General features: G+C 47.1%; 29 protein-coding genes and 1 riboswitch. Of the genes, 19 read left to right on the top strand and 10 right to left on the bottom strand.

What is annotated here, in order from left to right; genetic code table 11:
- Positions 1 to 221 precede the first annotated feature (221 nt).
- Positions 222 to 821 carry a hypothetical protein gene (locus KB186_RS07910; RefSeq protein ID WP_048033807.1) on the top strand — a complete coding sequence of 200 codons (600 nt, stop codon included), beginning with the start codon at positions 222 to 224 and terminating at the stop codon, positions 819 to 821.
- Positions 822 to 933: 112 nt separating this feature from the next.
- On the top strand, positions 934 to 1,296 hold the full coding sequence (locus tag KB186_RS07905) for a DUF4912 domain-containing protein (protein WP_007723202.1): 363 nt from the start codon (positions 934 to 936) through the stop codon (positions 1,294 to 1,296).
- A gap of 113 nt (positions 1,297 to 1,409) precedes the next feature.
- Here KB186_RS07905 and KB186_RS07900 read toward each other — a convergent pair whose 3' ends face one another.
- Both KB186_RS07900 and KB186_RS07895 read right to left on the bottom strand, forming a co-directional pair.
- Positions 1,410 to 2,048 (bottom strand): glycoside hydrolase family 73 protein, encoded by a 639-nt coding sequence (locus KB186_RS07900; protein ID WP_232773355.1) that lies wholly within the window; start codon positions 2,046 to 2,048, stop codon positions 1,410 to 1,412.
- 110 nt (positions 2,049 to 2,158) lie between these two features.
- Positions 2,159 to 2,587 (bottom strand): DUF1885 family protein, encoded by a 429-nt coding sequence (locus KB186_RS07895; RefSeq protein WP_221869085.1) that lies wholly within the window; start codon positions 2,585 to 2,587, stop codon positions 2,159 to 2,161.
- A gap of 180 nt (positions 2,588 to 2,767) precedes the next feature.
- On the opposite strand from KB186_RS07895, the gene KB186_RS07890 reads away from it, so the two are divergent.
- The 5 genes from KB186_RS07890 to KB186_RS07870 all read left to right on the top strand — a co-directional run bounded on the left by KB186_RS07890 (position 2,768) and on the right by KB186_RS07870 (position 6,849).
- The gene (locus KB186_RS07890; RefSeq protein WP_007723208.1) at positions 2,768 to 3,316 is read left to right on the top strand and encodes a MarR family winged helix-turn-helix transcriptional regulator; all 549 of its coding nucleotides are present in this window, start codon (positions 2,768 to 2,770) and stop codon (positions 3,314 to 3,316) included.
- A 78-nt stretch (positions 3,317 to 3,394) separates the two neighbouring features.
- Positions 3,395 to 3,694, top strand: coding sequence for a DUF3055 domain-containing protein (locus tag KB186_RS07885; RefSeq protein WP_015892160.1), 300 nt, complete (start codon positions 3,395 to 3,397; stop codon positions 3,692 to 3,694).
- 108 nt (positions 3,695 to 3,802) lie between these two features.
- Positions 3,803 to 4,600, top strand: coding sequence for an alpha/beta hydrolase (locus KB186_RS07880; protein WP_173608249.1), 798 nt, complete (start codon positions 3,803 to 3,805; stop codon positions 4,598 to 4,600).
- A gap of 118 nt (positions 4,601 to 4,718) precedes the next feature.
- Positions 4,719 to 4,844: a GapA-binding peptide SR1P gene (locus tag KB186_RS07875; protein WP_007723214.1), complete on the top strand. Its 126-nt coding sequence runs from the start codon at positions 4,719 to 4,721 to the stop codon at positions 4,842 to 4,844.
- A 106-nt stretch (positions 4,845 to 4,950) separates the two neighbouring features.
- Positions 4,951 to 6,849 (top strand): hypothetical protein, encoded by a 1,899-nt coding sequence (locus tag KB186_RS07870; RefSeq protein ID WP_173608248.1) that lies wholly within the window; start codon positions 4,951 to 4,953, stop codon positions 6,847 to 6,849.
- A 69-nt stretch (positions 6,850 to 6,918) separates the two neighbouring features.
- Here KB186_RS07870 and KB186_RS07865 read toward each other — a convergent pair whose 3' ends face one another.
- Positions 6,919 to 8,889, bottom strand: a complete 1,971-nt coding sequence (locus KB186_RS07865; RefSeq protein ID WP_232773354.1) for a beta/alpha barrel domain-containing protein — start codon at positions 8,887 to 8,889, stop codon at positions 6,919 to 6,921.
- 86 nt (positions 8,890 to 8,975) lie between these two features.
- Positions 8,976 to 10,448 carry an aminotransferase class I/II-fold pyridoxal phosphate-dependent enzyme gene (locus KB186_RS07860; protein WP_173608247.1) on the bottom strand — a complete coding sequence of 491 codons (1,473 nt, stop codon included), beginning with the start codon at positions 10,446 to 10,448 and terminating at the stop codon, positions 8,976 to 8,978.
- Positions 10,449 to 10,569: 121 nt separating this feature from the next.
- On the opposite strand from KB186_RS07860, the gene KB186_RS07855 reads away from it, so the two are divergent.
- Entirely contained in the window at positions 10,570 to 11,574 is a 1,005-nt protein-coding gene (locus tag KB186_RS07855; RefSeq protein ID WP_396021479.1) for an NAD(P)H-dependent flavin oxidoreductase, read from the top strand.
- 84 nt (positions 11,575 to 11,658) lie between these two features.
- Here KB186_RS07855 and KB186_RS07850 read toward each other — a convergent pair whose 3' ends face one another.
- Positions 11,659 to 12,294, bottom strand: coding sequence for a YktB family protein (locus tag KB186_RS07850; protein ID WP_173608245.1), 636 nt, complete (start codon positions 12,292 to 12,294; stop codon positions 11,659 to 11,661).
- Between the two features lie 231 nt (positions 12,295 to 12,525).
- Here KB186_RS07850 and KB186_RS07845 point away from each other — a divergent pair, with 231 nt between their 5' ends.
- The 3 genes from KB186_RS07845 (at position 12,526) to KB186_RS07835 (ending at position 14,802) form a co-directional block, all read left to right on the top strand.
- Complete coding sequence (locus tag KB186_RS07845) at positions 12,526 to 13,125, top strand: hypothetical protein (protein WP_048033797.1); 600 nt, start codon at positions 12,526 to 12,528, stop codon at positions 13,123 to 13,125.
- A gap of 227 nt (positions 13,126 to 13,352) precedes the next feature.
- The gene (locus KB186_RS07840) at positions 13,353 to 13,859 is read left to right on the top strand and encodes a DUF4446 family protein (RefSeq protein WP_221869086.1); all 507 of its coding nucleotides are present in this window, start codon (positions 13,353 to 13,355) and stop codon (positions 13,857 to 13,859) included.
- Between the two features lie 346 nt (positions 13,860 to 14,205).
- Positions 14,206 to 14,802: a hypothetical protein gene (locus tag KB186_RS07835; protein WP_173608243.1), complete on the top strand. Its 597-nt coding sequence runs from the start codon at positions 14,206 to 14,208 to the stop codon at positions 14,800 to 14,802.
- Positions 14,803 to 14,909: 107 nt separating this feature from the next.
- Here the strand turns inward: KB186_RS07835 and KB186_RS07830 are convergent, their stop codons facing one another.
- Complete coding sequence (locus KB186_RS07830; protein WP_221869087.1) at positions 14,910 to 15,404, bottom strand: GNAT family N-acetyltransferase; 495 nt, start codon at positions 15,402 to 15,404, stop codon at positions 14,910 to 14,912.
- A gap of 319 nt (positions 15,405 to 15,723) precedes the next feature.
- Between KB186_RS07830 and speD the strand changes: the two genes are divergently transcribed.
- Positions 15,724 to 16,125 (top strand): adenosylmethionine decarboxylase, encoded by a 402-nt coding sequence (gene speD, locus KB186_RS07825; protein ID WP_007723244.1) that lies wholly within the window; start codon positions 15,724 to 15,726, stop codon positions 16,123 to 16,125.
- 79 nt (positions 16,126 to 16,204) lie between these two features.
- Here speD and KB186_RS07820 read toward each other — a convergent pair whose 3' ends face one another.
- The gene (locus KB186_RS07820) at positions 16,205 to 16,816 is read right to left on the bottom strand and encodes a YhcN/YlaJ family sporulation lipoprotein (protein WP_232773353.1); all 612 of its coding nucleotides are present in this window, start codon (positions 16,814 to 16,816) and stop codon (positions 16,205 to 16,207) included.
- A 139-nt stretch (positions 16,817 to 16,955) separates the two neighbouring features.
- Between KB186_RS07820 and typA the strand changes: the two genes are divergently transcribed.
- Positions 16,956 to 18,797, top strand: a complete 1,842-nt coding sequence (typA, locus tag KB186_RS07815; protein WP_048033790.1) for a translational GTPase TypA — start codon at positions 16,956 to 16,958, stop codon at positions 18,795 to 18,797.
- 69 nt (positions 18,798 to 18,866) lie between these two features.
- On the opposite strand, the gene KB186_RS07810 is transcribed toward typA, so the two are convergent.
- Entirely contained in the window at positions 18,867 to 19,340 is a 474-nt protein-coding gene (locus tag KB186_RS07810; protein WP_173608240.1) for a glutathione peroxidase, read from the bottom strand.
- Between the two features lie 231 nt (positions 19,341 to 19,571).
- Here KB186_RS07810 and KB186_RS07805 point away from each other — a divergent pair, with 231 nt between their 5' ends.
- From KB186_RS07805 to KB186_RS07795, 3 genes are all read left to right on the top strand, one after another.
- Positions 19,572 to 19,898 (top strand): YlaH-like family protein, encoded by a 327-nt coding sequence (locus tag KB186_RS07805; RefSeq protein ID WP_088908425.1) that lies wholly within the window; start codon positions 19,572 to 19,574, stop codon positions 19,896 to 19,898.
- Between the two features lie 10 nt (positions 19,899 to 19,908).
- Complete coding sequence (locus tag KB186_RS07800; RefSeq protein ID WP_173608239.1) at positions 19,909 to 20,184, top strand: hypothetical protein; 276 nt, start codon at positions 19,909 to 19,911, stop codon at positions 20,182 to 20,184.
- Between the two features lie 190 nt (positions 20,185 to 20,374).
- A complete protein-coding gene (locus KB186_RS07795; RefSeq protein WP_232773352.1) occupies positions 20,375 to 21,763 on the top strand; it encodes a hypothetical protein in 1,389 nt (462 codons plus the stop codon).
- A 9-nt stretch (positions 21,764 to 21,772) separates the two neighbouring features.
- Here the strand turns inward: KB186_RS07795 and KB186_RS07790 are convergent, their stop codons facing one another.
- Positions 21,773 to 22,084, bottom strand: coding sequence for a DUF5665 domain-containing protein (locus KB186_RS07790; RefSeq protein ID WP_015892138.1), 312 nt, complete (start codon positions 22,082 to 22,084; stop codon positions 21,773 to 21,775).
- A 167-nt stretch (positions 22,085 to 22,251) separates the two neighbouring features.
- Between KB186_RS07790 and KB186_RS07785 the strand changes: the two genes are divergently transcribed.
- The 3 genes from KB186_RS07785 (at position 22,252) to KB186_RS07775 (ending at position 25,346) form a co-directional block, all read left to right on the top strand.
- Entirely contained in the window at positions 22,252 to 22,710 is a 459-nt protein-coding gene (locus KB186_RS07785; protein WP_007723265.1) for a pyridoxamine 5'-phosphate oxidase family protein, read from the top strand.
- A gap of 74 nt (positions 22,711 to 22,784) precedes the next feature.
- Positions 22,785 to 22,904: riboswitch (SAM riboswitch) on the top strand.
- A 94-nt stretch (positions 22,905 to 22,998) separates the two neighbouring features.
- The gene (locus tag KB186_RS07780) at positions 22,999 to 24,162 is read left to right on the top strand and encodes an aminotransferase class I/II-fold pyridoxal phosphate-dependent enzyme (protein ID WP_173608237.1); all 1,164 of its coding nucleotides are present in this window, start codon (positions 22,999 to 23,001) and stop codon (positions 24,160 to 24,162) included.
- Entirely contained in the window at positions 24,159 to 25,346 is a 1,188-nt protein-coding gene (locus KB186_RS07775; protein ID WP_173608236.1) for a trans-sulfuration enzyme family protein, read from the top strand. The genes KB186_RS07780 and KB186_RS07775 overlap by 4 nt, the downstream gene beginning before the upstream one ends.
- Positions 25,347 to 25,368: 22 nt before the next feature.
- Here KB186_RS07775 and KB186_RS07770 read toward each other — a convergent pair whose 3' ends face one another.
- Positions 25,369 to 25,974 carry a YhcN/YlaJ family sporulation lipoprotein gene (locus KB186_RS07770; RefSeq protein WP_173608235.1) on the bottom strand — a complete coding sequence of 202 codons (606 nt, stop codon included), beginning with the start codon at positions 25,972 to 25,974 and terminating at the stop codon, positions 25,369 to 25,371.
- Positions 25,975 to 26,052: the final 78 nt, after the last annotated feature.

The raw sequence follows: 26,052 nt of genomic DNA, 5'->3' as shown, positions 1-26,052 counted from the left end.
TCCTTCCCGCCCGTATTCTGGTCAAGGGTAAGAAGTAGTTACTAACATCTCTGTGTATAAGTCTTTCTTCCTAAGGTTTTTGTGCTTGTGGATAATGTGGATATTGTTGAAAAAACTTATCAGGGCAGCACAACTATTTCCTTTTCCAAACGTATAAACTAGGGAGAAGAAATTCCGGAAAAACAAGCGCTGCCGCGCACACATACAGGAGGATTATTGACATGAAAAAAGCATGGTTGTCGGCCTTGTTGGCGTTGACTGTAGCAGCAGGGGTGGGGAGCACTACTGCGCTTGGAGAGGGTGCGATGCGCGTATTCTTCGGCGCAGAAACCGTTGCGAGTGAAATGCCAGCATCCAAGGCCGAATCGGTTGAATCAATAGTGAACAAGCTCGGTGGTTTCGCCGATTACGATCAGCAATCTGGCAAATTGCAAGTGATTAAGCCAAACGTAAATATTATTGTGGTCGAAGGGATTCAGCAGACCCGCAATAAAAATGTTGTTTTCAGCAACCCTGTCAAAGGATACAGCGACAAAAATGTGCCTCGTACGTTTAACGTATTCGTAGAGGTTGATGACGCGCCTGTAGCCAAAGACCTGCGCATGCAACTTGTGTTGGTCGGACCGGACGGCAAAGAAGTGTCCAAAGGGAAAGAATGGAAATACTCCACGCAAAATGCAAACAGCTTCTATTTTTCAGAGCCTTTTGTATCTACGAAACTCGAAGCATACGGCACTTATAAAGTACAAGTTCAAATGAAATCCGAGAAATTCACTTCTTATGTAACCGTCGGAGAAAATACATTTACAGTTGGCCGCTAAAAATTATGGCTTGGATGCGTTTCCACTTTGCATGTCCCCGTGCTATAATATACGGAAAAGCCAATATACTTGGTGATAGCAAGTACATGAAAGAAAGGAACGATGGGAGCGAATGGAGACAAATCCCCCGCGATCGTCCACAGATGTAGAAGGCCCGAGTATACGCATTGCCTGGAAAGATGAACAATCCATTCAGGCAGAGTGGAGCATGACGAAGGAGTTCGAGCAAGAAATAGAGCGAAAGTTTGCTATTCCGTTTGCTGAACTGCCTTTTGTCCTACGCCTTTTTGATGTGACGTACCGCAAAGAGATCCGAAATGATGGCACTGACCTTTACACTGATTTTGATATCAACCACCGTTCTTCCGAATGGATTTTGTACGGAGTGACGCAAGGATTGGAATATTGCGTCGATCTGGGAATTCGGATGGTGGACGGAAGGTTTTATTCGCTGTCCAGGTCTCAAATGATTTGATCAACGTGCTCGAGCAACGTTACGACTGAGGCAACTGCATTTTTATACGGAACAGCCCCATTACCCACGATATTTGCTAGTGGAAATGGGGCTTTTGATTGTTATTTATGGACTCACGGCTTCTCTCGCTGTTTGTCCAGCAGTCGCAGGGCAACCGCTAAAACAGCCCATACTGGCATTGGTTCATCTAACTTATCTAGCCATTCAGGGGATGTCAGCAAGCCCTCCTGTAGCGCACGATTGCCCAGATCCAGTTTCCAGGGAGGTAACGATTGTGGATCTTCTGGAACGAATTGATCGTACTGGGTCAAGTTGTACGTCTGAATGAGGCGCGTCAGTTTTTCAGCATACGCAGGATCAGTAGCGTAGCCGGCTTCTTCTAAGGCTTGCGCGGCTTGTGCGGGAGTTGTGGCTGCCAGCACGTTTTTATAAGCGGGCTTACGTAAAAATTGGGCATGGTCTTCCATGGATTGCTGGTAATTTTCATAAGCGCGGAACTGGGAAGTACGTATAACGGTCTTTCCGTTTTCCACCTCTTTGCTTTCGATGGTGACAGAGCCTGCAGGTCCCACTCCCTTTATTCCAAAGAGGTTGTACGAGGATGTTCCAGTGGCAGGGTCAACAGGTACTTTTTCACCCCAACCAGATTCGAGTATGGCTTGCGCTATGATAATGGAGGGGAAGAGACGATCGTTCAAATAAGTCTTCCTGGCATGGTCAGCAACCAACTGAATAAAGGCTTGCGCATCCATAAGCTCACCTCTTTCCTCTCTTTGTTATTCGTATGAAAAAAAGAGGTCAGAGGGAATAGGCCTGAACATGAAAAACAGTCGAAATTTCTCGACTGTTTTTCCATTTTTCTTTATGGCTTTCGAGGTTGGAAATATTGAATGCGCTTGTTGAAGAGGTGGAGCTCTGCTTTATAATCACGTGCCAAGTATCGACAGTACTCATTTGCCTTGTTTTTATCGCCATGCGTCGCAGATTCAGGGAGGGACACTTGTATGTAGTGCTTTTCGGAACCGTTTTCATTTTTGCTCCCGACTCCAACAACGATGGCTTTGTACATATTAGGGTCTTTTCCTTTGAGAAGGAACCATGATTCCTTTCCTTCCGGGCGTTCTTCTAGGGTGTAGGGGAAAGCGGCGTCAGCATAGGTCCAGCCCAACTGCTTTCCTGTTTTTGTTGTCATGTCAACGTATCGCGTAAACTTGGCTTTCACGTCGTCAATACTTGCAGATGCTGCGGTAGAACCATCAACGAAATAGATGTAGGCCGATTGAAGTTTCACGACTGCACTCACTCCTAGTACCGGTATTCTGTGCGTTTAGTGTAGCATTGTCTTCCACTCTTTGGCAATGAGGCAGTTGGCGACCAAAAACAATTGCGTGTTTTTTCTGAAAAGTGTAAAATATATATCATATTTATATGCCGTTAGATGAACGATAAAGGATCATGGAGGAATATACGCATGCAGGAGGCCTCAATTAGACATGTATTCGAAGCTTTAAACACCATGCGCGCCATCGATGTGGTGAACAAAGAAGACTGGGAGCGGGCAGCGAAGGAAGCCGAATTGGATTCTTCCGTACAGTTAAACATTCTCTGGATCATCTACTGTTATGAAGGTGTACGCGTCACACAAATTGCAGATTGGACCTTCTGGCATCCCTCTTCGATTGTCATTCATATCAAGAAATTAATGGAGAAAGGCATGGTGACCATCGAAAAGTCGGAGTTGGATGGGCGGGTGGTTCACGTATACCCGACTGAAAAAGGAAAAGAAGTATTGGAAGCCAGTCGAAGAAGTGTACCAGATATTTTTAGATTGACGTATGCATTGGAGAAAATGGAGGAACGATACAGTACAGCAGTAGTTGAACTGTTCTTTGAATGCCTTTCCTTTGTCGCGCAATCGTTGCATGGTGCCGAAAAAGTAAGATGGATTCAAGAAGGGGAAGACAGGGTCATTAACCCAACGCGTCTGGTAAATGATGCTGTTTGGGTGGCAAAAACGTGATTTTTCGCTTATACTAGTGAATAATCCGAATATTTCACGAAATTCGGAGGCCAAAATACTGTTGAGGAGGGATTGCTGATGGAGCACTACGACCACTTATACGACGTTTCGGAGAATGCTAATGTACGTTTTCTCGGTTTTATTTCAGAGGGAACACGATACGACTTTGGCATGGTATTTACACACAAGTTTTATGGGAAGCCGTTGGTGATCTGTATGCAGACAGGGCAATCGACTCTTCTCAGTTCTGAAGATGCGGTGAATCCAGGATACCTGCAAAAAATTTTCAGGCTGGATTCAGAGAACGAGGCCGTCGCGCTTGCTGAGTTTTTCCAGGAACATTTACCATCCATTCCATTTGAAGAAAATCAGTATTAGGTAACGAGCAGAAGTTTATCTTCTGCTCGTTTTAGTTTTTTTCGTAAAATACGGCCTTCCGTTTTTAGTATAATCGAAAGAAATCAAGCAGTAGGAGGAACAGGGAGAATGGGTGTACATAAATGGTCGGCCAAAGATTCTCAGGGAGCGATTGTTCTCGTCCATGGAACGGGAGAGCATCATGGGCGTTATGGGCATGTAGCGGCTTATTTTAATCAGGCAGGTTGGGATGTATATGCGGAAGATTTGCCGGGATGGGGGCGCTCTCCTGGGAGACGGGGGCATATTCAATCATTCGAAGACTATTTGTCCCGTGTACGTGAGTGGACGAGTACCGCTCTTGCCGATGCGTCAGGAGAGAAGCCTGTATGTTTAATGGGGCATAGTCTGGGTGGTCTCATTGCGACTCGCTTTATTCAGACGGATGAGCGGAGCAAAGAGTTGGCAGGGTTAATTCTCACCTCTCCATGCTTGAAGCTCAAACTGACTGTTCCGGCGTGGAAGGAGAAATTGGCGCAGTTTCTCGATCGGGTCTGGCCAACACTTGTCATGCCGAATGGAATCACTCCCGACATGGTATCCCGTGACGAAGCGGTTCAGGCTGCTTATCAGAACGATCCGCTCAATTATTCCAAGGTAAGTGTCAGATGGTTCACGGAATTGAATCGCTCTATGGAAAAGGCGTGGGCGGAAAGAAGTCAAATCAAGCATCCTGTCCTTGTTTTGCAAGCTGGTGCTGATTCATTGGTAGATGCGGATGCAGTGGAACAGTTTACAGCGGGTCTTTCAGACAGACAGACGTTTGAACGATTCGCGGGCTTGCGACACGAAATTTTGAATGAGCCTGAAAAGGAAGAAGTCTTGCAAAAAATCGTGAGCTGGTTGAATGACAATATATCGAATTAATGTGACATACTAATTATCAACAAATGCATCTTGACTCCGAATGACGTAGCATATTAAGATGAATGTAACATAACATTTGTGGAAATATGTGAATCAATTGAATGCGGAGGGGACATAGATGGGAACTATCGTATGTCAGACTTGCGGAACCATCATCGAGCATTTTGAATGTAATTCAGTGAAAACACTTTATGCGGTGTGCAACTGTGACTGCCGACCTGGGGAAAGACAGGAAAAAGAATAAAAAATAGTCAACGGGCCCATGTTGAGGCCTGTTTTTTTTGACAACCTTTTCCGTATGGAGGATAATGGAGAAGTGTGAAAATCGTTGTAAAAGGAGGAATTGTTTCATGAAGCGAAAACCGATGCAGGGAATGCTGGCCGCTGCACTTTTGGTCACATCTCTGTGGAGCGGGACACCGGCGCTTGCCTACAGTATTGGTGATGAAGAAAAAATCGACGCAAGCAAGCCTGAAATTTCCGGAGCCGGTTACGACATTTCCAAAAAATATGCCGTGTGGATGGTTGAAGGGGAAGAAACTGTAACCCTCTACAATCTCGATAAAGGTACGCAAACACAAATTGGCGACAAGGAATCTGAAAAGACGAATCCAAAAGTCGATGGTGATTATGTCGTGTGGATCGACTCCCGTGACGGAGGTTCTGAAGTCTACTTGTATGACATCGCGAAGGAAAAAGAAACCCGTTTGTCAGACGGGTCAGCATCTGTCGATGGTGTGGAGATCGGGGATAAAAACGTTGTCTGGACAGATAACGGGGATGTTTATCTGTACAAAATTTCTACAGGCGATACAGAGGTCGTATCTGCGAGTGGAAAAGCAAGCAACCCGGTTGTAAGCGACGCTTATGTCGCATGGGAAGATGAACGTGATGGCAACAGCGATATTTACTATTACGATATCAAAGCCAAAGAAGAAAAGGCGGCTGTCGTCCAAAAAGGTGATCAAGGGCGTCCTACTCTTTCCACGAATAAAATTTTGTATGAGAATCGCTCCTATAATCAAATTTACGTGCATACCATCAGCAATGGCAGAAACAAAGAATTGACGAACGGTTCGAACGACAAAGAATTTGTACATACGTACAAAGACGATTATGTGTATGCTGATGGTAATGATCTGATCTATCGTACCGTTGATAAATCGTCCAAAAAGAAGATTGACTCCAACCTTTATGGAAATGTAGGGCCGAGAATTTTTGGCGACTACGTTTTGTATGCGAAAAAGGACAGTAATAAAAAGCTCCAGCTTCACCTGTATGATCTGGACGAAAAAGAGCAAGTTCCGCTGGGTAATGTAGGTGGTGATCCTATTGATCCAGCTGGTCACGATCGTTATGTCGCATATGTATCAAAGTCTAAGAATAACAATGCTATTGTTCTTTACGATATGGTAAAAGGAACGAGCAAAGCCATCAGTAGTTCAGATCACGATGCAGCTCGTCCTGTCGTAAGTTCTCGTTATGTTGTTTGGTATGATCAGCGGGAAGACGCACTCTTCTCCTACGATATTCGTAAAGGCGTCCAAACCCAGATCACAAACGAAGATGATGACCAGAAGCCGAGTGAAAAGTTTTATGAAGTCGACGGAGAACATCTATTGTGGGTCAATGTCGATCGCAGAGCGGAAGTGATCATCACAAATCTGTCCACTGGAAAGCATACTGAGGTATCAAGGCTGAAAGATGAACCGTTAAGCGTTGATATTTATCAGGACTATGCAACCTGGGTAGTCCAAGAAGGCAAAAAGAATGCAACGATCGTTCTCTACGATATCGAGGGAGATAGAGAAAGAGAAATTCGTAAAAACGTAAAAGTGGAGAAAGCAGAGATTGGCGATGATTTCGTAGTTTGGAGCGAAGATACTGGCAATTCCAAAACAGGTTGGGATTTGTATTATTACAACATCGACCGCCAAAAAGTCAATCCGCTGCTACGTTATACGGAAGGTGACCAAAAAAATCCACAGGCTTCACGAAATATGATTTTATTCGAAGACAATCGTCTGTCCGGAAAAGGCAAGCAGTTCTACTTTGAGCTGTATGATTTCGAAGAGGGGGCATTTAGCGATATCGAGTGGGATGATGATGCGGAAATGGAAAGCCCGCGCATGGGTGGAAATCGCATTGTCTGGATAGATGATCGCGACAAAGCTCCTTACGTCTACACATTGGCGTTCGCTCCGGGTGACGATGATGACGACGAAGATGATGAGGAAGACGAGGACTGATTCTGAATAAATCGAGTCAGGCTCCATGAGAGAAAAACAGACGAAAGAATTTCTTTCGTCTGTTTTCATTTATGTCCGGCATAAATACGGCTTCAAAAGTACGAGTGCTACGAGAAATAAAATAACGGCAACATAAGCGGGCAAGAGATGAATAAAATCAACATAGCCAACAGTAAAATGTATGCCAATGCCAGAAACGAAGCCCGGAATGCCTGCTAAAAACAATGTCCACCAAATCCACGCTTCTCCTCGCCTGATACCCCAAAGGCTAATCAGCAAGACAGCCAAGCCATTCGAAACTAATGCCCCGCCAAAGCCAGCACGGTCATGAGCGATAACCGGAATTAATCGCTCATTGTAAGACTGCAAGGTATCGGCAGACACGCAGAGAAAGACGAGGTCGGAAGAAACGAAGACACCCGTGACGCCGATGATCGAAATGATGATACCAGCCCCTGTCAAACCAAATCCGATGATGACAAACAGCAATTGTCCCCATAGAGCCATTCGCCAATCCTGATCGTTGTGAAGCTGTGGCGGTAGGCGCGTCAAATGAACGGTTGCTGGAGTTCGTAATGCGAGCAAAAACAAGGGAAACAACATGAGCGCTAAAATCGCGTGCACGTAATCAAAGTACCCGTATCCAATAAATAAAAAGAAGCTGGAAAACCCAACGGAGCCGGAGACGAGCAAGATGGTCCGCGTCCAGTGAATATCTTTGCGCAGGCCATGGTAAGCTAGTTGGCTATACAAAATTCCTATGGATATCATCGTTCCTGCCAGACTAATCCGATCATGGGACATGAAAGAGAGAATTTGCGGATTTAAGAGCGTGAGCTGGTCGGCTGACATCCCAAGAAAGCGTACGTCGTAGGGGAGAACGACAGTTGTTGCGGCGACCAGCCAAGCAAGTGCCCCACCGATCATCATGCCCACGCCCAACAAGATCCCCCATACCCATGAAGGAAATAAAAAAGCAGGTCGCTTTTCTTGAGGAGGATCAGCTTCTGGTTGTGTTTGCAAGATGGCTTCGTTAATTCGTTTTGGCAAGCCGGGTCCAGAATAGACCAAGCCGCTATGCAACTGCACAAAATCGGCACCCGCTGCAAGAAAGGTCAGAGCATCTTGTGGTTCCAGAATTCCGCCTGATCCAATGATAAGGGCATCTGACCACTGTTCCCGTGCCCAGGAGACAAATTTGACGGCTTGCTCGTGTGAACTCCTCCCCGTGGTATAAACAGTGTTGTTCGCACATGGTGAATCTTCCTGAATGATGCCTCCAGCGACAACTAGACCGTTGAGTCCTGCTTCTTTTGCCGAGGTAAGAATCGGGAGCGCTTCCGGTTCAGCAAGGCTCGGAGGGATCGCTAGCAAGAGGGGGAGATCCGTTTGGTTACGCAAACAGGAAAAATGCTCCTTCCACGCTGTGTGGCTCCATTCTGGCTGTCCTATATTCGCCCGCGTGTCAATCGTGAAAAACGAACAAAAACGCTCCAATTTGTCGATCAGCTCCTGAAGCTCTTCCGTGGCTTCTCTCAGGCCGACTTTTGGTTGGCAGGCCAATCTGACTCCGATCGGAATTTTAATGCCAGAAGCCCCCTCCAAGCGCCTCTGAAGGGTGTGTATCCCATTATTTACCAAAAGACAGGGGTAGTGGATATTCATTGCGGCAATGTCACGTTGAATGGTGCCGCGGGAATCAATCGGTTCTTTGGACACAGGTCCCAGCTCGAGAAATCCGAAACCGAATTTGGACAGCGCTTGAATGGCAATGCATTCCGGGTCCAACCCGGCACCCAACCCGACTGGAGTAGGGAACGTGACTGGGCCAATTGTTCTGGAGAGATGTGAGGGAGGCTCCATATGTCCCATCCATTCAATGATGAACGGACCACCCGGAATTTTGGCCAATGTACCAATTGACTGCAAGGTAATCGACCGGGCTCGTTCGGGTGGCATGAGAAAGAGAAGTGGCCGAAACAACGTTTGATACGACCAGTCTGGCATGGCAGGATCGCCTACTTTCCTGATTTTTCCCATTTCCATCTTATCTCAAAATGTTTGCATAAAAAATAAAAAAGCTGCTCTCTCGAGAAAGAGGGCAGCTATGTTTCGTTTCGGATCGCTTAGCCAGAAATGGCGGTTTGTCTTTTTACGACTTTGATCGTTTTCAGTGTCTCATCTTCAGGACCTTGTACGGGTAATCCGACCCGAATGTTTTCCTGAATGTACGCGATATTTTCCTCGGTGATTACTTCCCCGGGAAGGAAGATCGGGATGCCTGGAGGATACACCATGATAAACTCGGTGATGACTCGACCTGCTGCTTCTGCCAACGGAATTGTCTCTGTTTCTGCATAGAAAGCTTCGCGTGGGGTGGTGGACAGCATAGGGATATTCGGCAGTGAGATCGTCGGCTTGTCTTCTGCTTGTACGTGCGAAAATTCAACGGACAAATCACGCAAGCCATTTACCAGCGCACGGATGGATTCTTCCGTATCTCCGGCAGTAACGAAGCAGAGGATGTTGTACAGATCGCTCATCTCTACCTCAATGTTGTACTTGTCACGCAGCCAGTTCTCGACTTCCCATCCAGTGATTCCGAGATCGCGTACGTGGATGAGGAGCTTGGTTGGGTCCATTGCAAAAGTCGCAGGCTTTCCAAGAATCTCCTTGCCAACGCAGTAGATGCGCGGGATTTCGTTAATCATATCCCGGGCTTTTGCTGCCAGTTCCATCGCTTGATCAGCGAGCATTTTTCCATTGAGGGCCAAATGCTGACGGGCCATATCCAACGACGCGAGGAAGATGTAAGAAGTCGAGGTCGTCGTGAGCATACTCATGACTGTTTTCACCCGATCGACATCGACGAGCCCTTCCCGTACATTCAAGATCGACGTTTGAGTCAAAGAGCCACCCAGCTTGTGTACGCTGGTCGCTGCCATGTCGGCACCAGCTTGCATGGCCGAAATTGGCAGTTCCTCGTGGAAATGAATATGCACACCATGAGCTTCGTCGACCAATACAGGAATTTCATAGTTATGGGCAGCCCGCACGATTTCACGCAGGTCACCTGCAATACCGAAGTACGTCGGGTTAATCACCAACAAGGCAGCAGCATCAGGATGGGCTTCCAGTGCTTTTTGCACGGCCTTCACTGTGATCCCGTGAGAAATACCCAGACGCTCGTCCATGGCAGGGTGAATAAAGATTGGGACTGCTCCTGCGAAAATAATCGCCGACATAATCGATTTGTGTACGTTACGCGGTACGATAATTTTGTCGCCAGGACTGCAGGTCGCCATAATCATCGCCATGATGGCACCGCTTGTACCTTGCACGGAAAAGAATGTATGGTCAGCGCCGAATGCCTCGGCTGCCAAATCTTGTGCTTCTTTAATCATTGCCTTCGGGTGATGCAAGTCATCCAATGGCGCAATGTTGATGAGGTCTATCGAAAGAGCGTTGTCCCCGATGAACTCGCGAAATGCCGGATGCATACCCATACCCTTCTTATGGCCCGGAATGTGAAATTGAATCGGGTTCCGGTTGGCGTGCTCCAACAACCCGCTGAACAAAGGAGTTTTCATTTGTCTCACTACGATCGCCTCACTTTACTAATCAAGAATAATAAGGGGAAAAACAAACAAATTGAGTATAGCAAAATAGGGGGGGAAAGCAAGCGAATTTTTATTCAGGTTTACGTGTGGCGGCAGGAGTTTGGCCTGTAAGCCGAGAAGGACATTTACACGGGGTGATAAAAGGATGAAAACGAGAGTAACGGAGCTACTTCAAATAACATATCCAGTAGTTCAAGGTGGCTTGGCATATTTGGCTTACGCAGACTTGGCTGCGGCTGTGTCAAATGCGGGGGGACTCGGTCAAATTACGGCTATGTCCTTGCCATCGGCGGGTGCACTGCGGGAGGAGATTCGCAAGGTTCGTACAATGACGGATAAACCATTTGGTGTGAATTATGCAATTGGTCAACACGGACGGCCGTATGAAGAAATGCTGGATGTGGCGATTGAAGAAGGAGTGGCGGCTGTTTCGGTGACAGGAGGCAATCCAGAGCCGCTGCTGCGAAGACTCGATGGTCATCCCATCAAAAAGCTCGTCTTGGTTGCGTCTGCCCGCCAAGCACAAAAAGCAGAATCGATTGGTGCGGATGCAGTGATGGCTGTTGGTCAAGAAGGTGGGGGGCACCTGGGACGAGATGATATCGGGACGTTTGTTTTGATTCCGCGTGTGGTGGATTCCGTGAAAATTCCGGTATTGGCTAGCGGTGGCATCGGTGATGGTCGGGGAATTTTGGCAGCGCTTGCACTCGGTGCAGAAGGTGTGGAGATGGGAACGCGATTTATTGCGACGCAAGAGTGTGTCCATGCCCATTCGGCCTATAAAGAGGCGTTGGTTGCTGGGACGGAGCACGATACCGCTGTTATCAAGCGCACATTGGGGGCACCTGCGAGGGTCGTTCGCACACCAGGCTCTGATCATATTCTACAAATGGAGAAAGAAGGGGCAGGCTACGAGCAGTTAAAGAGCTTCATCAGTGGAGAGAACAACTGCACCTTTATTTATGAGGGCGACAGCCAGCGCGGCTTTGGTTGGGCTGGTCAGGTTATCGGATTGATTGACGATGTACCAAGTGTCCAACAATTGTTTGACCGCATGTTTGGCGATGTGAGCAAGTCGTTGGATCGACTGCGGTCTTTTTCCTAAAACAAAAGAACAGGCCTGCGTTTTTCAAATGAAAGCGGACCTGTTCTTTTGCATATAACTTAAATAAAGAAAGCGGGAGGCGGTCTATCCACGAGAATTTCCTAATGTATAGAGCTTACTCAACACGCCAAATGTTTCTTCGAGACGACTCACCAATGCTTCTCCGTCTGCCAGAATTGGATCATGACGGTCAATGGTAATTCCGCAGAGCAACTCCGCTTTTTTTACCTGTGCAAGCCTGTCCACCAACTTTTTCACGCCAGCGGTGCCCAATTCTTTTTGAGACGTACTTGCTGGTTGCATATGATCTGGGGACCAGTGAAAGTGCTCCGGAACCATCGCAATGACCTCATCCAGATGCTTGTTAAACGCATGGCTGATGATCTCTTTGGAAGGAGACTCGTAAATTACCGCGTACCAAACGAACAAATGTGTTCCCCACAAGCCAATTTGAAAGTGCGGATGTTTTTTGTAACCGCGTTTATCATTAGCCCAGGCAACCCACGTATCAGCTGGTGGGTTCACCGTACGGCGTGCATGTTTTGCTATGTGCGTAAACATTTCATCCCCGGTTGCTACGGAGAGAAAGGGCGCAAAGTGTTGGCTGAGTACTTCGAATTTGGGACGGATATTGGTTTTGATTGCGTCCATTCGGGCATCCAGTCCATCGATGGCAAAAACATCAAAATCTTCTTGACGAAAACCTGGAAACGTTGGCATGTAACAAACACCTCTTTTAAGCATCATCGAACCCCACTGGAAAGAAAAGGGCGATCGTCCCCGTCAAGGGAGCTTGGAATCCTCCATATGATATCATACCATCCAGGAAAAAAATACATGCCGAGTTTATGAATAGCAAAACTAAAGTCTGAATAATATGATATACCACTCACTCCCTTACGGCAAAAAACGATATCTGAGTATTCTGTCAACGGGAGGGGCCTGTAGAAGATGAATCTCGGCATGGAGTTGGAGTATTTTCATTTGGCAGTTTGGTTTGACCGCAAAACATTGCACGCGATGGTGCAGGCCCTGGTGGAAGCAGGGGTGAGCGTCACGTGGAAAGAATCTCCCGAGCAGTTTCACCTCCTCGTGAACACCACAGATGGCCGATCCGACTGGAAAATGCAGCGTTTAAACGGGTCCTATAAGCTGCACATTGCAGGCATTCCTGTCAATGATTCTCGGGTGGCACTGGTACTGTACCACTTCGTAGAGCGGGCGAAAGGGCATGCCATGATCAAGGTCACTTTTGAAGAGTGCGTCTTGCTGAAGCAAATCCAGTACGGAGAAGTTATCAGAATAGTGGAATTAAAAGGAGCTGAGAAAAAAGTGATCTATGAAAAATTTTGCAATGTAACGATGGATCAGGTAATTGCCGCGATGAAACGACGTGACTCGGAAGAACGCATCCCGGTGCTGCGTCTGGAGTTGGATTATGAACTGGCGACGTTGTATGACGCGATGCAAGCCAAAGACCAAAGTCAAATGAAGCAGTCCACGGAGCGATTAAAGCAGCTTCGTCGGGAAATGTTGCTTTTGGAAGCGTAGGCAGACTGGAGGATAGCCAAAGGACGATGAGTTTGACACAAACGAATACGGAATGAAAAAGCGACATCTCAAACAAATGAGGGTGTCGCTTTTTTTGATGGAAAAGTCGCTAATGTAGTAATTGTTGTTTTTATGAAAGACTTGTTTGAATGGGAGGCTCGACGGTTGTACAATAAAGAAGGTTTTTAACAGCATATTTACGAACGCGCCGGAAAGGAAGAAAAGTTTTGGAAGCATTCCTATCACAAATCCCCAATGTAGCGATCCTGCTTTTAGCCGTCATCGCATTGACACTGATCCTGTTATGGATCGTGATTATGCAGTCTGTCCGGATCAATCGATTGAGGAAATCGATCAACCGGATTATGACAGGGACGGGAGGAGCCAATCTCGAGGAAGGCTTGCACAGACTGCTGGATCAGGTAGAGGAAATGAAAAAGCAGCATAACGATCAGCAGTTTGCCATCAATCGTCTGTCACAACGAATGGCAGCACAATGCGGCAAAGTAGCGATTATCCGTTACAATGCCTTCGGGGATGTCGGCAGTGATCTTAGCTTTTCGCTGGCGGTAACAGATGACGCTGGGAACGGTGTCGTGATCACCAGCATTTTTGGACGAGAAGAATCTCGCGTGTACGCCAAGCCGCTTGAGCAGGGAACATCGAGCTACCATTTGTCTGAAGAAGAACAGGCTGCGATCAAAAAAGCGATGACCTCAACCGCAGGGATATAAGTGGCTCTGAATTTCAATGAAACAGCAAGCATATGAATGAATCAGAGAGTTCTTTTCATTTCCTTGCTTCTGATTGCGGATATTCCTGTTTTTTGCTAAAATTCATCGTCATTTTGCTCAAGACTTTTGAGGGCACCTGAGGTATAATAAAGATGTCAAAAATGGCTTTTTTGCGAAAAACAAAAAGTAGGTGATCCGCCTTCATTACCCAAATCGATTTTCGATGCGGAGGGCAAGGCCAGGTTCTACAGCGTTCTTTTGTTGATACTTAGCGTATCTCCTCTGTTTTGGATAACTGTTCGGTCGTACTCGGCCCATGCAAACCAAAAGAATTGAGGAGATATTTATGGCACAGCGTTTAGCAACTAATTACGCCAAGGCCTATTTCACGGTGAATGAAGAAGAGCTGAACCAGTTCGTTTCGCTTTTCACCAATGAACACATTTCAGTCCAAGTCAAAGTGTGTGACAATGGCGATCGTGACGTAATCTTGAATGACAAGACCGGAGAAATTCAATTGAATTTCTGTCGGGTTGGTAGCCGCTACTCATGCGACAGCTCGTATCTAATTCGAGATCGGCAGTTGGCAAATGCTATGAGAAAAGCAATGAAAGCGTTCCGAGGCTATGGAATTGTCCACCGGATTTATGACGGCTTCACAATGGTGTATCACTACGATCAAGGATCGGTTGTGAGCATTCAGGAGCTAACCGGAGACGAAGAAGTGTCCATCTTTGAAAATAACTCTCTGCACATGGCCAATGAGCTGGAGGCTTTGTTCCAGCAGGATGGCAGCGAGCAGGAGATTGAGTCCTTACGTCAAGAGACGGACCGATGGCTGGATTTGCGTAATTGGGCAAAGAGAACTGCCCCAGAAAAACTTCCAGCAATTGATGTTCGATTAGCAACGTTATCGCGACGTCTATTTGAATTAGAAGTTTAGTGAAAGAAGGGTGCCTGGTGCGCCCTTTTTTATTGGATCACATAGCGAATAACAAAAAGCGGGTTTCCTCCTAACAAGAGGTCCCGCTTTTACTATTTGCCCTTCACTTAGCGCAATTGTAATGGCTTGCTCATATTGTACCAAATGGCTCCAGCATGATCTGAGCTGGAAACACCGTTGTTGAGGTATCCATGACTTTCATAGTAGCCAATCAAATTTTCCTTACACGTAAGCGTGATTGTCTCACGATTGGACTCTCTTGCGGAGGCTTCCAGGTGTGCGAGGAGCATGGAGGCAATACCGCGATTTTGGTAAGCGGGAGAAACCGCTAATCCTAAAATGGTTTGATGTCCGCCAGTTGCCGGATTTTCTTTAATCGTTTGAAACAGATCATCGGTAATGAAGGTGGATTCGATGACGGGTCCATTGACCAAACCCGCAATGATCCCATCCGCTTCCGCTACAAAAAAACTGTCAGGAATCAATCGAATACGCTTCTCAAATGCTTCCTGTGTTGCAGCCTCATCTGGTGAGAAGCAAAGGTGCTCGATGGCGATTAATGTTGGCAAATCTTCTGCTTTGGCATTACGGATAGTAATCATGTGTTGTGATCCTCTCCATTCTGGTTCATTTCTAAAAGTTTAGCATATTTCATAATAGGTGAGGGCCACTTGTAGCAGGCGTCGGCTCCGCATTCTGTCGAGACAGCCGTCAGCCTATTTGTATTGTTCTTATAGATTATTGAAAAAGGGTATTGTCAAACTAGGCCGATGCATGGTATTGTTGTTTTCGTTGGAAACAGGATTAGGAACCAGGATTCACTTTAAAGGGTGGATAACAACGGAAACCGCCCCCGTTAGTGAATGACGCAGGTCCTAGCGATGTTTAACATTACACTCGTTAGGAAGGGGGAACCGAAAGATGGAATATTCGACTTTCGGAAGACACGTTGCTGTTGACACATGGGGAGTTCAGTTTGATTTGTTGAACGACGCAGAATTTTTGAAAAAGGAAATGATTGAGGCTGCTGAGGCATGCGGTGCTACGGTACTGAGTGTGCAAGCGAAGCAGTTTTCTCCTCAGGGTGCTACCGTACTGGTTCTTCTCTCGGAAAGCCACCTGTCCATTCATACGTATCCTGAGCGCGGCTTTGCTGCCCTGGATTGCTACACGTGTGGGGAAACCGTTGATCCGCAAATCGCTATCGACTACTTGGTATCCGTGCTGAAGCCGGAAAAAACTTACGCGAAGAAATTAGTTCGTGGTTTGGGTGAACTGCAAGTTGTTGAGCCAGAAATGAAACTGGTTGAAGCGGCAAAGTAAGGAACAAATGGAAAAGTTTTCAAGAGGTGCGGGCTGATACCGCACCTCTTTTATATGGAGCTTCGATTCCTATTTGTCATCATGGAGTGACAGTAGGAATTCTGCCGCCAATATCATGGAGCAGAGAACGAAATTCCGTGGATGTATTGGTGATCTGACTATTCATGTTGGGTCTCACATCAACTTGATTGGTCCGATGCGTAGCTTCTTTATAAATATCTGCATGGATGGCACGAATCCGATCAAATGTGGCTGCGTCGGAGGCTACTTGGATCGAGAAGTTGGGAACACGTGAACGAACGGCTGAGTGGACTTGCTGTTCGATTATGCGCGTTTGCTCAGGGCCAAAGTTTTTCCGAACACGAATTCCGACGACTGCATCTGTGCCGCTTACGAGAACAGTAGCACGTTCCACACCAGGCACTTCATCTGCGACCAAGGTGAGCTGTTCAGCCAAATCCTGATTGAAACCATTGACCGTATAGCCTTTGTGATAATTGCGGGCATTGATTCCGCCAGTGTAGGCATGATAATCATGAGCGAGGCTAGTCCTGGCACCCGGGGCCTGCTGATTGGTGGTACTTTGTGTGTGCGCTTGATTTTTTGGATGGCTGTTCGAGCTTGCGCATCCGGTCATCATGGTTGCAATCAAAAGCAAGCCAACCAAACATTTCGGGCCACTCCGTTTCATACGTATGCCACCTCCATTTTCCTTAGTATGACGAAAACGAAGTCTCTTACTCTGGAAGTGGCTCCCGTAAAAAACTGCCCATTGTGCCGCGTTTCACTACCTGTTAATATGGAAGGTATGCATAATAGAGGAGGTTCACATGAAGCGTCTTGACATACGCAACATTGCAATTATTGCCCACGTTGACCACGGAAAAACCACACTGGTTGACAAACTTTTGATCCAATCGGGCACATTCCGCTCGAACCAACAGGTAGAAGAGAGAATGATGGACTCCAACGACCTGGAGCGCGAGCGTGGAATTACGATCCTGGCGAAAACCACTTCTGTCAAATACAAAGATTTCACGATTAACATCTTGGATACACCAGGCCATGCTGACTTCGGTGGCGAGGTTGAGCGTATCATGAGCATGGTGGATGGCGTTCTGTTGATCGTCGACGCCTTCGAAGGCTGTATGCCACAAACGCGCTTTGTATTGAAAAAAGCGCTGGAAGCTAAAGTTACCCCTATCGTTGTCGTGAACAAAGTAGACCGCGACAATGCACGTCCTCAAGAAGTTATCAACGAAGTGTACGACCTGTTCATTGATCTGGATGCGACGGAAGACCAACTGGAATTCCCGATCGTATATGCTTCTGGTCTGCAAGGGATTGCAGGACTTGAGCCAGATAAGCTGGAAGGCGACCTTCGCCCACTGTTTGACACCATCGTAGAGCATATGCCTGCTCCTGACGCAGACGAATCTGCTCCGCTCCAAATGCAAGTAACCATGCTGGATTACAACGACTTTTTGGGTCGTATTGGGATTGGCCGCATCTATCGCGGTACCATGAACCTGAATGAAATGGTATCTGTCACTACACGCGAAGGCGAAGTGAAAAAGGCACGGATTCAAAAGCTGTTCGGATTCTCCGGTTTGCAGCGTGTTGAGCAAAAAACAGCAAGAGCAGGGGATATCGTAGCGATTTCTGGTATTGACGATATCAACGTTGGGGAAACCGTTTGCCACGTTGATCATCCAGAGGCATTGCCACTCCTGAAAATTGACGAGCCTACCCTGCAAATGACATTCCTTGTGAATAACAGCCCGTTTGCTGGTCGCGAAGGTAAGCACGTGACTTCCCGCAAACTGCGTGATCGTCTGATGGCTGAGCTGGAGACAGATGTATCTCTGCGTGTAGATGAAACAGATTCGCCAGATGCGTATGTGGTTTCCGGACGCGGTGAATTGCACTTGTCCATCTTGGTTGAGAACATGCGTCGTGAAGGCTTTGAGCTGGGCGTGTCCAAGCCTGAGGTTATCATTCGTATGATCGATGGCCAAAAAATGGAACCGGCTGAGCTGTTGATCATTGATGTGCCTGAAGAGTACACAGGGGCGGTTATGGAGACATTGGGTCAACGTAAAGCCGAGATGGTTAACATGATCAACAACGGCTTCGGACAAGTTCGCCTGGAATTCATTATTCCATCCCGCGGTTTGATCGGATATCGTACAGAGTTCTTGACGATTACACGCGGTTACGGTATTCTTAACCACTCCTTCGACAGCTATCGTCCACTTGTACCAGGAGCGGTAGGAGGACGTCACGCAGGGGTACTTATTTCCCATGAGACAGGAACAGCTACCACGTATGGCTTGATGTCCGTAGAAGATCGCGGAACCATGTTCATTCACCCAGGTACAGAAGTATACGAAGGCATGATCGTGGGCGAGCACAACCGTGACAACGATCTTGTTGTTAACGTATGTAAAGAAAAGCATGCGACCAACGTACGTTCTGCGACCAAGGATGAGACTGTCAAAATGAAGGCTCCTCGCATGTTGTCCTTGGAAGAGGCACTGGAATATCTGAACGACGATGAGCTGTGCGAAGTAACACCTCAATCCGTTCGTCTGCGCAAAAAATATCTGAACAAATCAGATCGTGAGCGCTATGAGAAGCAAAGACGCTATGAAGCACAACCGCAAGCATAAGATTGAAATGAAAAGAACGCCACTTGATCCTGTTTGGGGATGAAGTGGCGTTTTTATTTGGGCTTTTCCTTACAACAGACTCTCAATATCTGAGCTGAGTTCTTCGGGTTGAGTACGAGCACTGATGCGTTTCACGACACGACCGTCTTTATCCACGAGGAATTTGGCGAAGTTCCATTCGATATCTGGATTTTCTTCGCTAGGAGCATGTTCCTTTAAGTACTGATACAACGGGTGGGTACCAGGACCATTGACATCGATCTTCGCAAATAGCGGGAACGTCACGCCGTAATTGCGATCGCAGAACGTTGCGATTTCCTCTTCTGTTCCTGGCTCTTGCCCAGCGAATTGGTTGCAAGGGAAGCCAAGAACGACCAGCCCCTTATCTTGATAACGCTCATACAGCCCCTGTAGCCCTTTGTATTGAGGGGTAAGGCCGCATTGGCTGGCGACGTTCACGATTAGCAGGACATGGCCTTTGAAGGCGTCCAATGTCTGCTCTTCACCGGAAATCGTTTTGACGGCAATATCATACAAGCTCATCTTATTCCCACCTTTTTCTACTGACATACCCTCATCATAGCATGTACGGCGAAAATCTTGCCAGCCAAATGGAAGGGCCTACCGTTTTTTGACACAGAATGCACCACCTGATAAAGTAAGAAAGATAGCGTTTTCCTAAGAAAAAAGGAGTGACTATTCGTTTCATTCCGCCTATGAGGTGGCATGTGAAGCGGTAGGAGTTTCACCGCTTGAAGACAGGAGAGATAAGTGATGGACTGGATACAAATCGCATCAACCTATGTGCCAACGAATCCAGATCAGCTCACAGCATATGACAGCTTTCGCATATGGGCTGATAAATATCGGGCCTGGATTTTGTTTGTGGAATTAATTATTGTCTATTATCTTGGCTTTGCTACTCGTATCCGTATGCCTATTTTGAAAAACGTGCTCTTGTACATCCTTTTATTTGTTGGAGCACTCATTTTCGCTATTTTGGATGTGCAGCTTCCTGTGAAAAGTGCAATGCTGGTGGCGATCGCGATACTCGTGATTGTAAAGGTACGGATCAAACCGGAGCAAACTGGGCGAAAGTGAGGAGAACCACGTGAAGCGTGAAGATGCACTTTTTAATTGGCTCCAAATTCAAGTGGTTGCCGATGCGCGACCAGAAGACCGCTCTGCTTTGGATACCGCTGCTTTTTTCTTGCAATTGCTGAGAGAGGATCATCAAATGAGCGATATCGGTTATCGTCAGGAAGGTAGCTGGTACGTGCTATTTGGGAACGCTGATTCACAGTCTGTGGAAGTGCGATACCCTGCTGAATCAGTCGAAGCTTTATTGGTCGCGATTGAAAGCGAACCCAAGTACAACTGCAACTAACGGGACAAAGACTCCCCTCCACTTGCCGAAATGATTCGGAAGTTGGGTGGAGTTTTTTTGTATCATGCGCATTTCATAGGTAATAAGACGCGGTTTCTTGGATCATGCAACTTTTGAAAATGATTTCCCGTCAATATTCATGCCCCAAGCATACAGGGGGATTTTGACAGACGAGAAGGGGGAACTACCATTGAAAAAGTACATGACCAAGCCCGTATTAGCAGTGGTGACAGCGGCAGGTATTCTTGGCTGTTTGACGCCAATTTTTGCCAATGCAAGCTCGATTGCTAGTCCAAGTGCCACAAAGGTAGTCATGAATGACGAGGGGAAGCAAGTCACGCGCTACAATCTTAAGGAACTTGCCCAAAATGATCCAACGACACTGAACATGCTCTTGAAGAATCAGGCAGATCACTTGTACATTATTGTAGATGAGATTAACTTGAATACGAAGCTCCAAACGTATATGGAAGAAAACAAAGCAGAGTGGGAGCGTATCTACAACGAGTACTACAGCGATATCTGGCTGGAAGTGCGCCTGACAGAGAATACTGAAGAAATCGTGAGCGTAAATGCCAAGACTGAAAATAACAAGGTATACATAAAGGGGATTGTGACTTCGGATGTCACCAAGGTTGTTGTGAAAAAGCCGAATTCTGACATCATTGAAGTCGTTCCGACCAACGATCACTCTTTTACAGTCAGCTTTGAAGCTCCGGATGCATCCTATGAACCGTATGTAACCGTGAGTGCCTACGCAGGCAGCAAGCTGGTCGATAGCGAAAAGGTAAAGATCGTTCCAAAAGCAGAAGAAGATAAGGAAATGATCATCCATACCATGACTGTATTGGATGCGAAGAAAAAAGAACTAAAAGTAAAAGGAATTGTCAAGCAGGGGGCAGACAAAGTAACTGTCACCTATAATGGCGTGAAAAAAGACGCAAACGTGAAGAAGCTGTGGGATGGCGTAAGCAGCTTTACGGTTTCAGTAAAGGATGTACAAGCAGCAAAAGATCAAAAAGCCTTGATCGAGGTTTATGAGGATGGCAAGAAGGTTGATTCCGAATCCGTTCAGGTAGAAATTGTTAACGCCCCTGATAAGGATCAAGCGACCGAATATGCCATCAAGGCGACTGCTGTAAACAATCCTGCCGCCAAGTCCATTCAGGTGAAAGGGACAGTAAGCGGCTGGAACAAAAAGGACGATACTGAGCTGTTTGTGATCGCTCCAGACGGTCAGAAAAAAGAGATTGAACCGAATGACAAAGGTGAGTTTTCTTTGACCTTGTCTTACAAGAATCGTTCCTTTAGCGCCAAATCCATTCAATTCGCACTGTATGAAGACGATAAGCTGGTTAAGAAAGCTGACGTTGCATTAAGCACAAAAGTCATTGTCGAGCCTGTGAAGCCAACAGACGACGATGAAAATGATGATGATGACAAAAAGAAAAAAGAAAAAGGGAAGCAGAAAGATAAGCATCCCAACGGCAACGCGTATGGTTATTGGAAAAAGCACGGTAAGGAATGGAATGACGATCACGATGATGACGATGACGATCATGACGAGGACAGAGACTAGTCTCTATCATTAAGGCCGCTGCTTGTAAGTCTCGACGTACTCCACCAATTGTCTGATGTAATCACCCAGAATGGGGATCGAAAGAAATTGCGTCAAGAGGGAGCCGAGGAAAGCCAAAACGATAGCAGTACCAATCGTCAATCCCAGACCCCGGGCAAGACCTGCGAGGAAATTGATCCAGAGCAGCTTGCGCGGGGCTGTGTAATTTTGGATTACATCTGCTAGTCGGATATCTTCCAGGAACATCGCAATTTTGTGCATCCGCTCATTTACCTTCCGAACTTCCTGAAGCTCTTCAAGAACTTGATCAATTTGCTGCATGAGACGGTCTGTAGGCGACAAGCTGTCATCCCCTTTCACTATTCGGTATCGTTACCTACCAGTCTAGGGAAAAAGACAACCAGAATCAAGGTGGAGAGGAAACGTTTGCCTATCAGCTGTGCGAAGGGTAAAATGAACGTACAAAACGTTTGTTAGGAGGCTTTGAAATGGCTGAAACTGTTTCCCAATCTCTTTCCGAAGATTTATTCAAGCTCTTGCAAAAGGAGCGCTTTGTTACTTTGGGCACAGTAGACCATGAGTCAGGGGCACCATCGCTCAGCTCCTTGTCCTGGACGTATGCTGTCAGCGCCGATACGATTCGTTTTGCCGTGGATAATCGCTCCCGTATTTTGGCTAATATTGCGAAGGAACCGCAGGTTGTCCTGCATTTGATCGGTGCCGGCTCGTCTTTTGCCATTAATGGTCGTGCTGTCGTTAAAACAGACCGCTTGGAAGGAGTTCCGCTCAAGCTGGCCATGGCAGAGATCAAAATTGAGGCTGTTCGTGATATTATGTTTTACGGTTCCCGTATTTCCGTAGAACCACAATATGAAAAAACGTATGACAAAAACGCAGCAGCGAAGCTGGACAATCAAGTTATGACCGCCTTGAAAGATGCAAATTAACGGGTGGAAATAAATTGTTGACAAGAATCCTGCCGATCCTTTACTATTAGGGTCAATCGAATTGAATAGCAATCTTCTTATCCAGAGCGGCGGAGGGACTGGCCCGATGATGCCCGGCAACCAATCACCTGTATTTTAACAGGGAGATAATGGTGCTAATTCCTGCAGAGTTATCAAACTCTGAAAGATGAGAAGGATTTGCTTACGGTGACGTAAACAAAGCCTTCTTTCAGAGGAAAGGGGGCTTTTTTGATGCCCTCGTACACTATTGGAGGGAGAGAAACAGACATGAAATTGGAAACAAAGTTGATTCAGGCGGGAGTAGGCAGAGACGAAAAAACAGGGGCGGTGAGTTTTCCTGTTTACTATGCAACGGCTTATCGTCATCCTGCCTTGGGCCAGAGCACTGGATATGATTATACGCGCACAGCTAATCCTACTCGCACTATTTTGGAGGAAACCATCGCTGAAGCGGAATCAGGAGATGCAGGATTCGCTTGCGCCTCTGGTATGGCTGCTGTTCACACCGTCATGGGCTTGTTTTCCCAGGGGGATCATCTGATCGTTTCACTCGATCTTTACGGGGGAACCTATCGATTGTTCGAGCAAGTGCTCTCTCGTTACGGTCTGACATTTTCGTACGTGGATTTGCGTGACATTGATGCACTCAAAAATGCGATTCGCCCAGAGACAAAGGCCATCTTCGTCGAGACACCAACCAATCCGCTCATGCAGATTACCGACATTCGAGCAGTAACGCAATTGGCGAAACAGCACGGGCTCCTGACGATTGTAGACAACACATTTTTAACCCCCTATTGTCAACGCCCACTAGAGCTTGGTGCAGATATCGTTTTACATAGTGCAACCAAGTATTTGGCAGGACATAACGATGTACTGGCTGGACTCATCGTAACAAAAGGAGAAGAGTTGTCGGAAAAAATCCGGTTTTTGCACAATTCAATCGGTGCTGTACTTGGACCGCAGGATTGCTGGCTTCTCATTCGCGGGATGAAGACATTGGCATTGCGGATGGAGCGTCATCAATCCAACGCGTTGATTGTAGCGGAAAAACTGCGTGAGCATCCGGCAGTAGCGGAGGTATTTTATCCAGGTCTACCAGAGCATCCCGGGCATGAGATCCAGGTGAATCAAGCGACCGGGCATAGTGGGATGGTATCGTTCCGCGTACGCGATGCAGAGCAGGTGGGATTGTTCCTGCAAAATCTGCAAATCGTGTCCTTTGCCGAAAGCCTGGGTGGTGTCGAGTCATTGTGTACGTATCCGGCGACGCAGACTCACGCGGATATCCCGCAAGAAGTCAGAGAGCATGTCGGTGTTTGTGATCGATTATTGCGACTGTCGGTTGGCATCGAGCATCCAGATGATGTCATAGCCGATTTGTTTCAGGCCTTGAATGCTAGTTTGGTCGTAGGGGGGAGTGTACGATGAATTTTGCAACCAAGATCCTCCACGGTTCCACTTGCATTGACCCGTTCACAGGTGCGTCGTCGGTTCCGATTTATCAAGCTTCCACATTTCATCAGACTGATATCGATCAGCCAGGTACTTTTGATTACGCCAGATCTGGCAATCCGACCAGGCAGGCTTTGGAGGAAGCCATTGCGTCTCTGGAGGGAGGCGCACGAGGTTTCGCGTTCTCATCTGGCATGGCTGCCATTTCCAGCGTTTTCATGCTGTTTTCAGCAGGAGACCATGTTGTAGTGGCGGAGGATGTATACGGTGGCACGTTTCGGTTTTTGACCAAAGTTTTGTCGAGAATGGGCATCTCCGTTACATTCGTGGATGCAACAGATACTGAAGCCGTTCGCGCAGCCATTACACCGATAACAAAAGGGGTTTACCTGGAGACTCCTTCCAATCCTACCTTAAAGGTGACAGATATTGCAGCAGTTTCTCGAATCGCGAAGGAGCACGGCGTGCTCGTCATTGTCGATAATACGTTCCTTACCCCGTATTACCAGCGCCCATTAGAACTTGGCGCAGATGTGGTCATTCATAGTGCAACGAAGTTTATCGGTGGGCATAGCGATGTGGTGGCAGGTCTGGCCGTGACCAGAGACGCTTCGTTAGGGGAGCAGCTCTACTTTATCCAGAATGGCATGGGAGCGATTTTGGGTGTGCAGGACTGCTGGCTCGTGATGCGTGGGCTGAAAACATTGAAAGCCCGACTGGATGTGAGCGCGAAGACAGCCGCGAGCTTGGCTGACTGGTTGTCTACGCATCCACAAGTAAGCCGAGTCTACTATACGGGACTGACGGATCACCCCGGGCACCTGATTCAAACACAACAAGCGACTGGGCATGGGGCTGTTCTTTCCTTTGATGTAGGGAGCCGCGAGCGAGCAAAAGCGTTGTTTGATCGCGTAAAATTGCCGATTGTGGCTGTCAGTCTCGGGGCAGTGGAAACAATTCTTTCCTATCCAGCTACGATGTCACATGCAGCGATGCCTGCTGAAGAAAGAGCTGCAAGGGGAATCACAGATGGTTTGATCAGATTGTCAGCTGGTTTAGAGGATTTCAATGACTTGGTGGCAGATTTGAAGCAAGCACTGGATCATTTGCCGTCTGAAACACCAGTCCATAAAGAAAAAGAGGTATTCTCCCGGGCTTAAATCCGGGGATACCTCTTTTCTTTTATGGTGATCCTGTACGATTTGCGTTGATTTTGTTTTGTCCCTGCGGTTCTTTGTGCATGCGTTTTTCTTTTACTTGAGAAGGGGTTTCTTCGCGAGGCTGCACACTGCGCGGCAACTGGGGAATGATCCGACCTACGATGTCCGCCAACTCTTCCGTAATTCCGGCAACAGGATGGCCGCGACGAATATCATCTCTCATTTCCCGTAACCGTTGTACGATAGCAGGGTCTGCAGTTACGACAGCATTCGCTCCTTGGGGGTCTTCTTTCAGAGCTTCCGCAACCGTATACTTTATGACGCCAACTTCTGGGCGATCCAGATTCGGGTCCACTGTAATACCGACTACCGCATATTTGCCCAATACCACAGCAGTGGCACTGTGTACCCTTTTCACACGTGTTGCCAGTTGGGCGAGGCGATCAGCGGTGGCTTGGGAAGATTGATTATAAGCAGGCTCAGGAGCTGTTTGCTGAACGCGCTGAGTATGATTGGCATGCTTCGGCTGTTGTGCAGCCTGATTCGCCGGGGGTTTATTGCCTGACATACATGCTGTAAGCAACAAGCTAAAACCGAGGCAGTAGATCATGATCCGTTTCACAGGCATTCTCCCTTTCCCAGTATTGCCTTCCTTTCATGAGGAGGGCAGGGTTACAAGTATTTTGTTCTGGGCTGCCCATTTTCA

The sequence above is a fragment of the Brevibacillus sp. AF8 genome (assembly GCF_021270385.1).
GTDB lineage: Bacteria > Bacillota > Bacilli > Brevibacillales > Brevibacillaceae > Brevibacillus.
The sequence above is the reverse complement of the archived record's forward strand: the minus strand, read 5'-3'. Positions and strand labels throughout refer to the sequence as shown.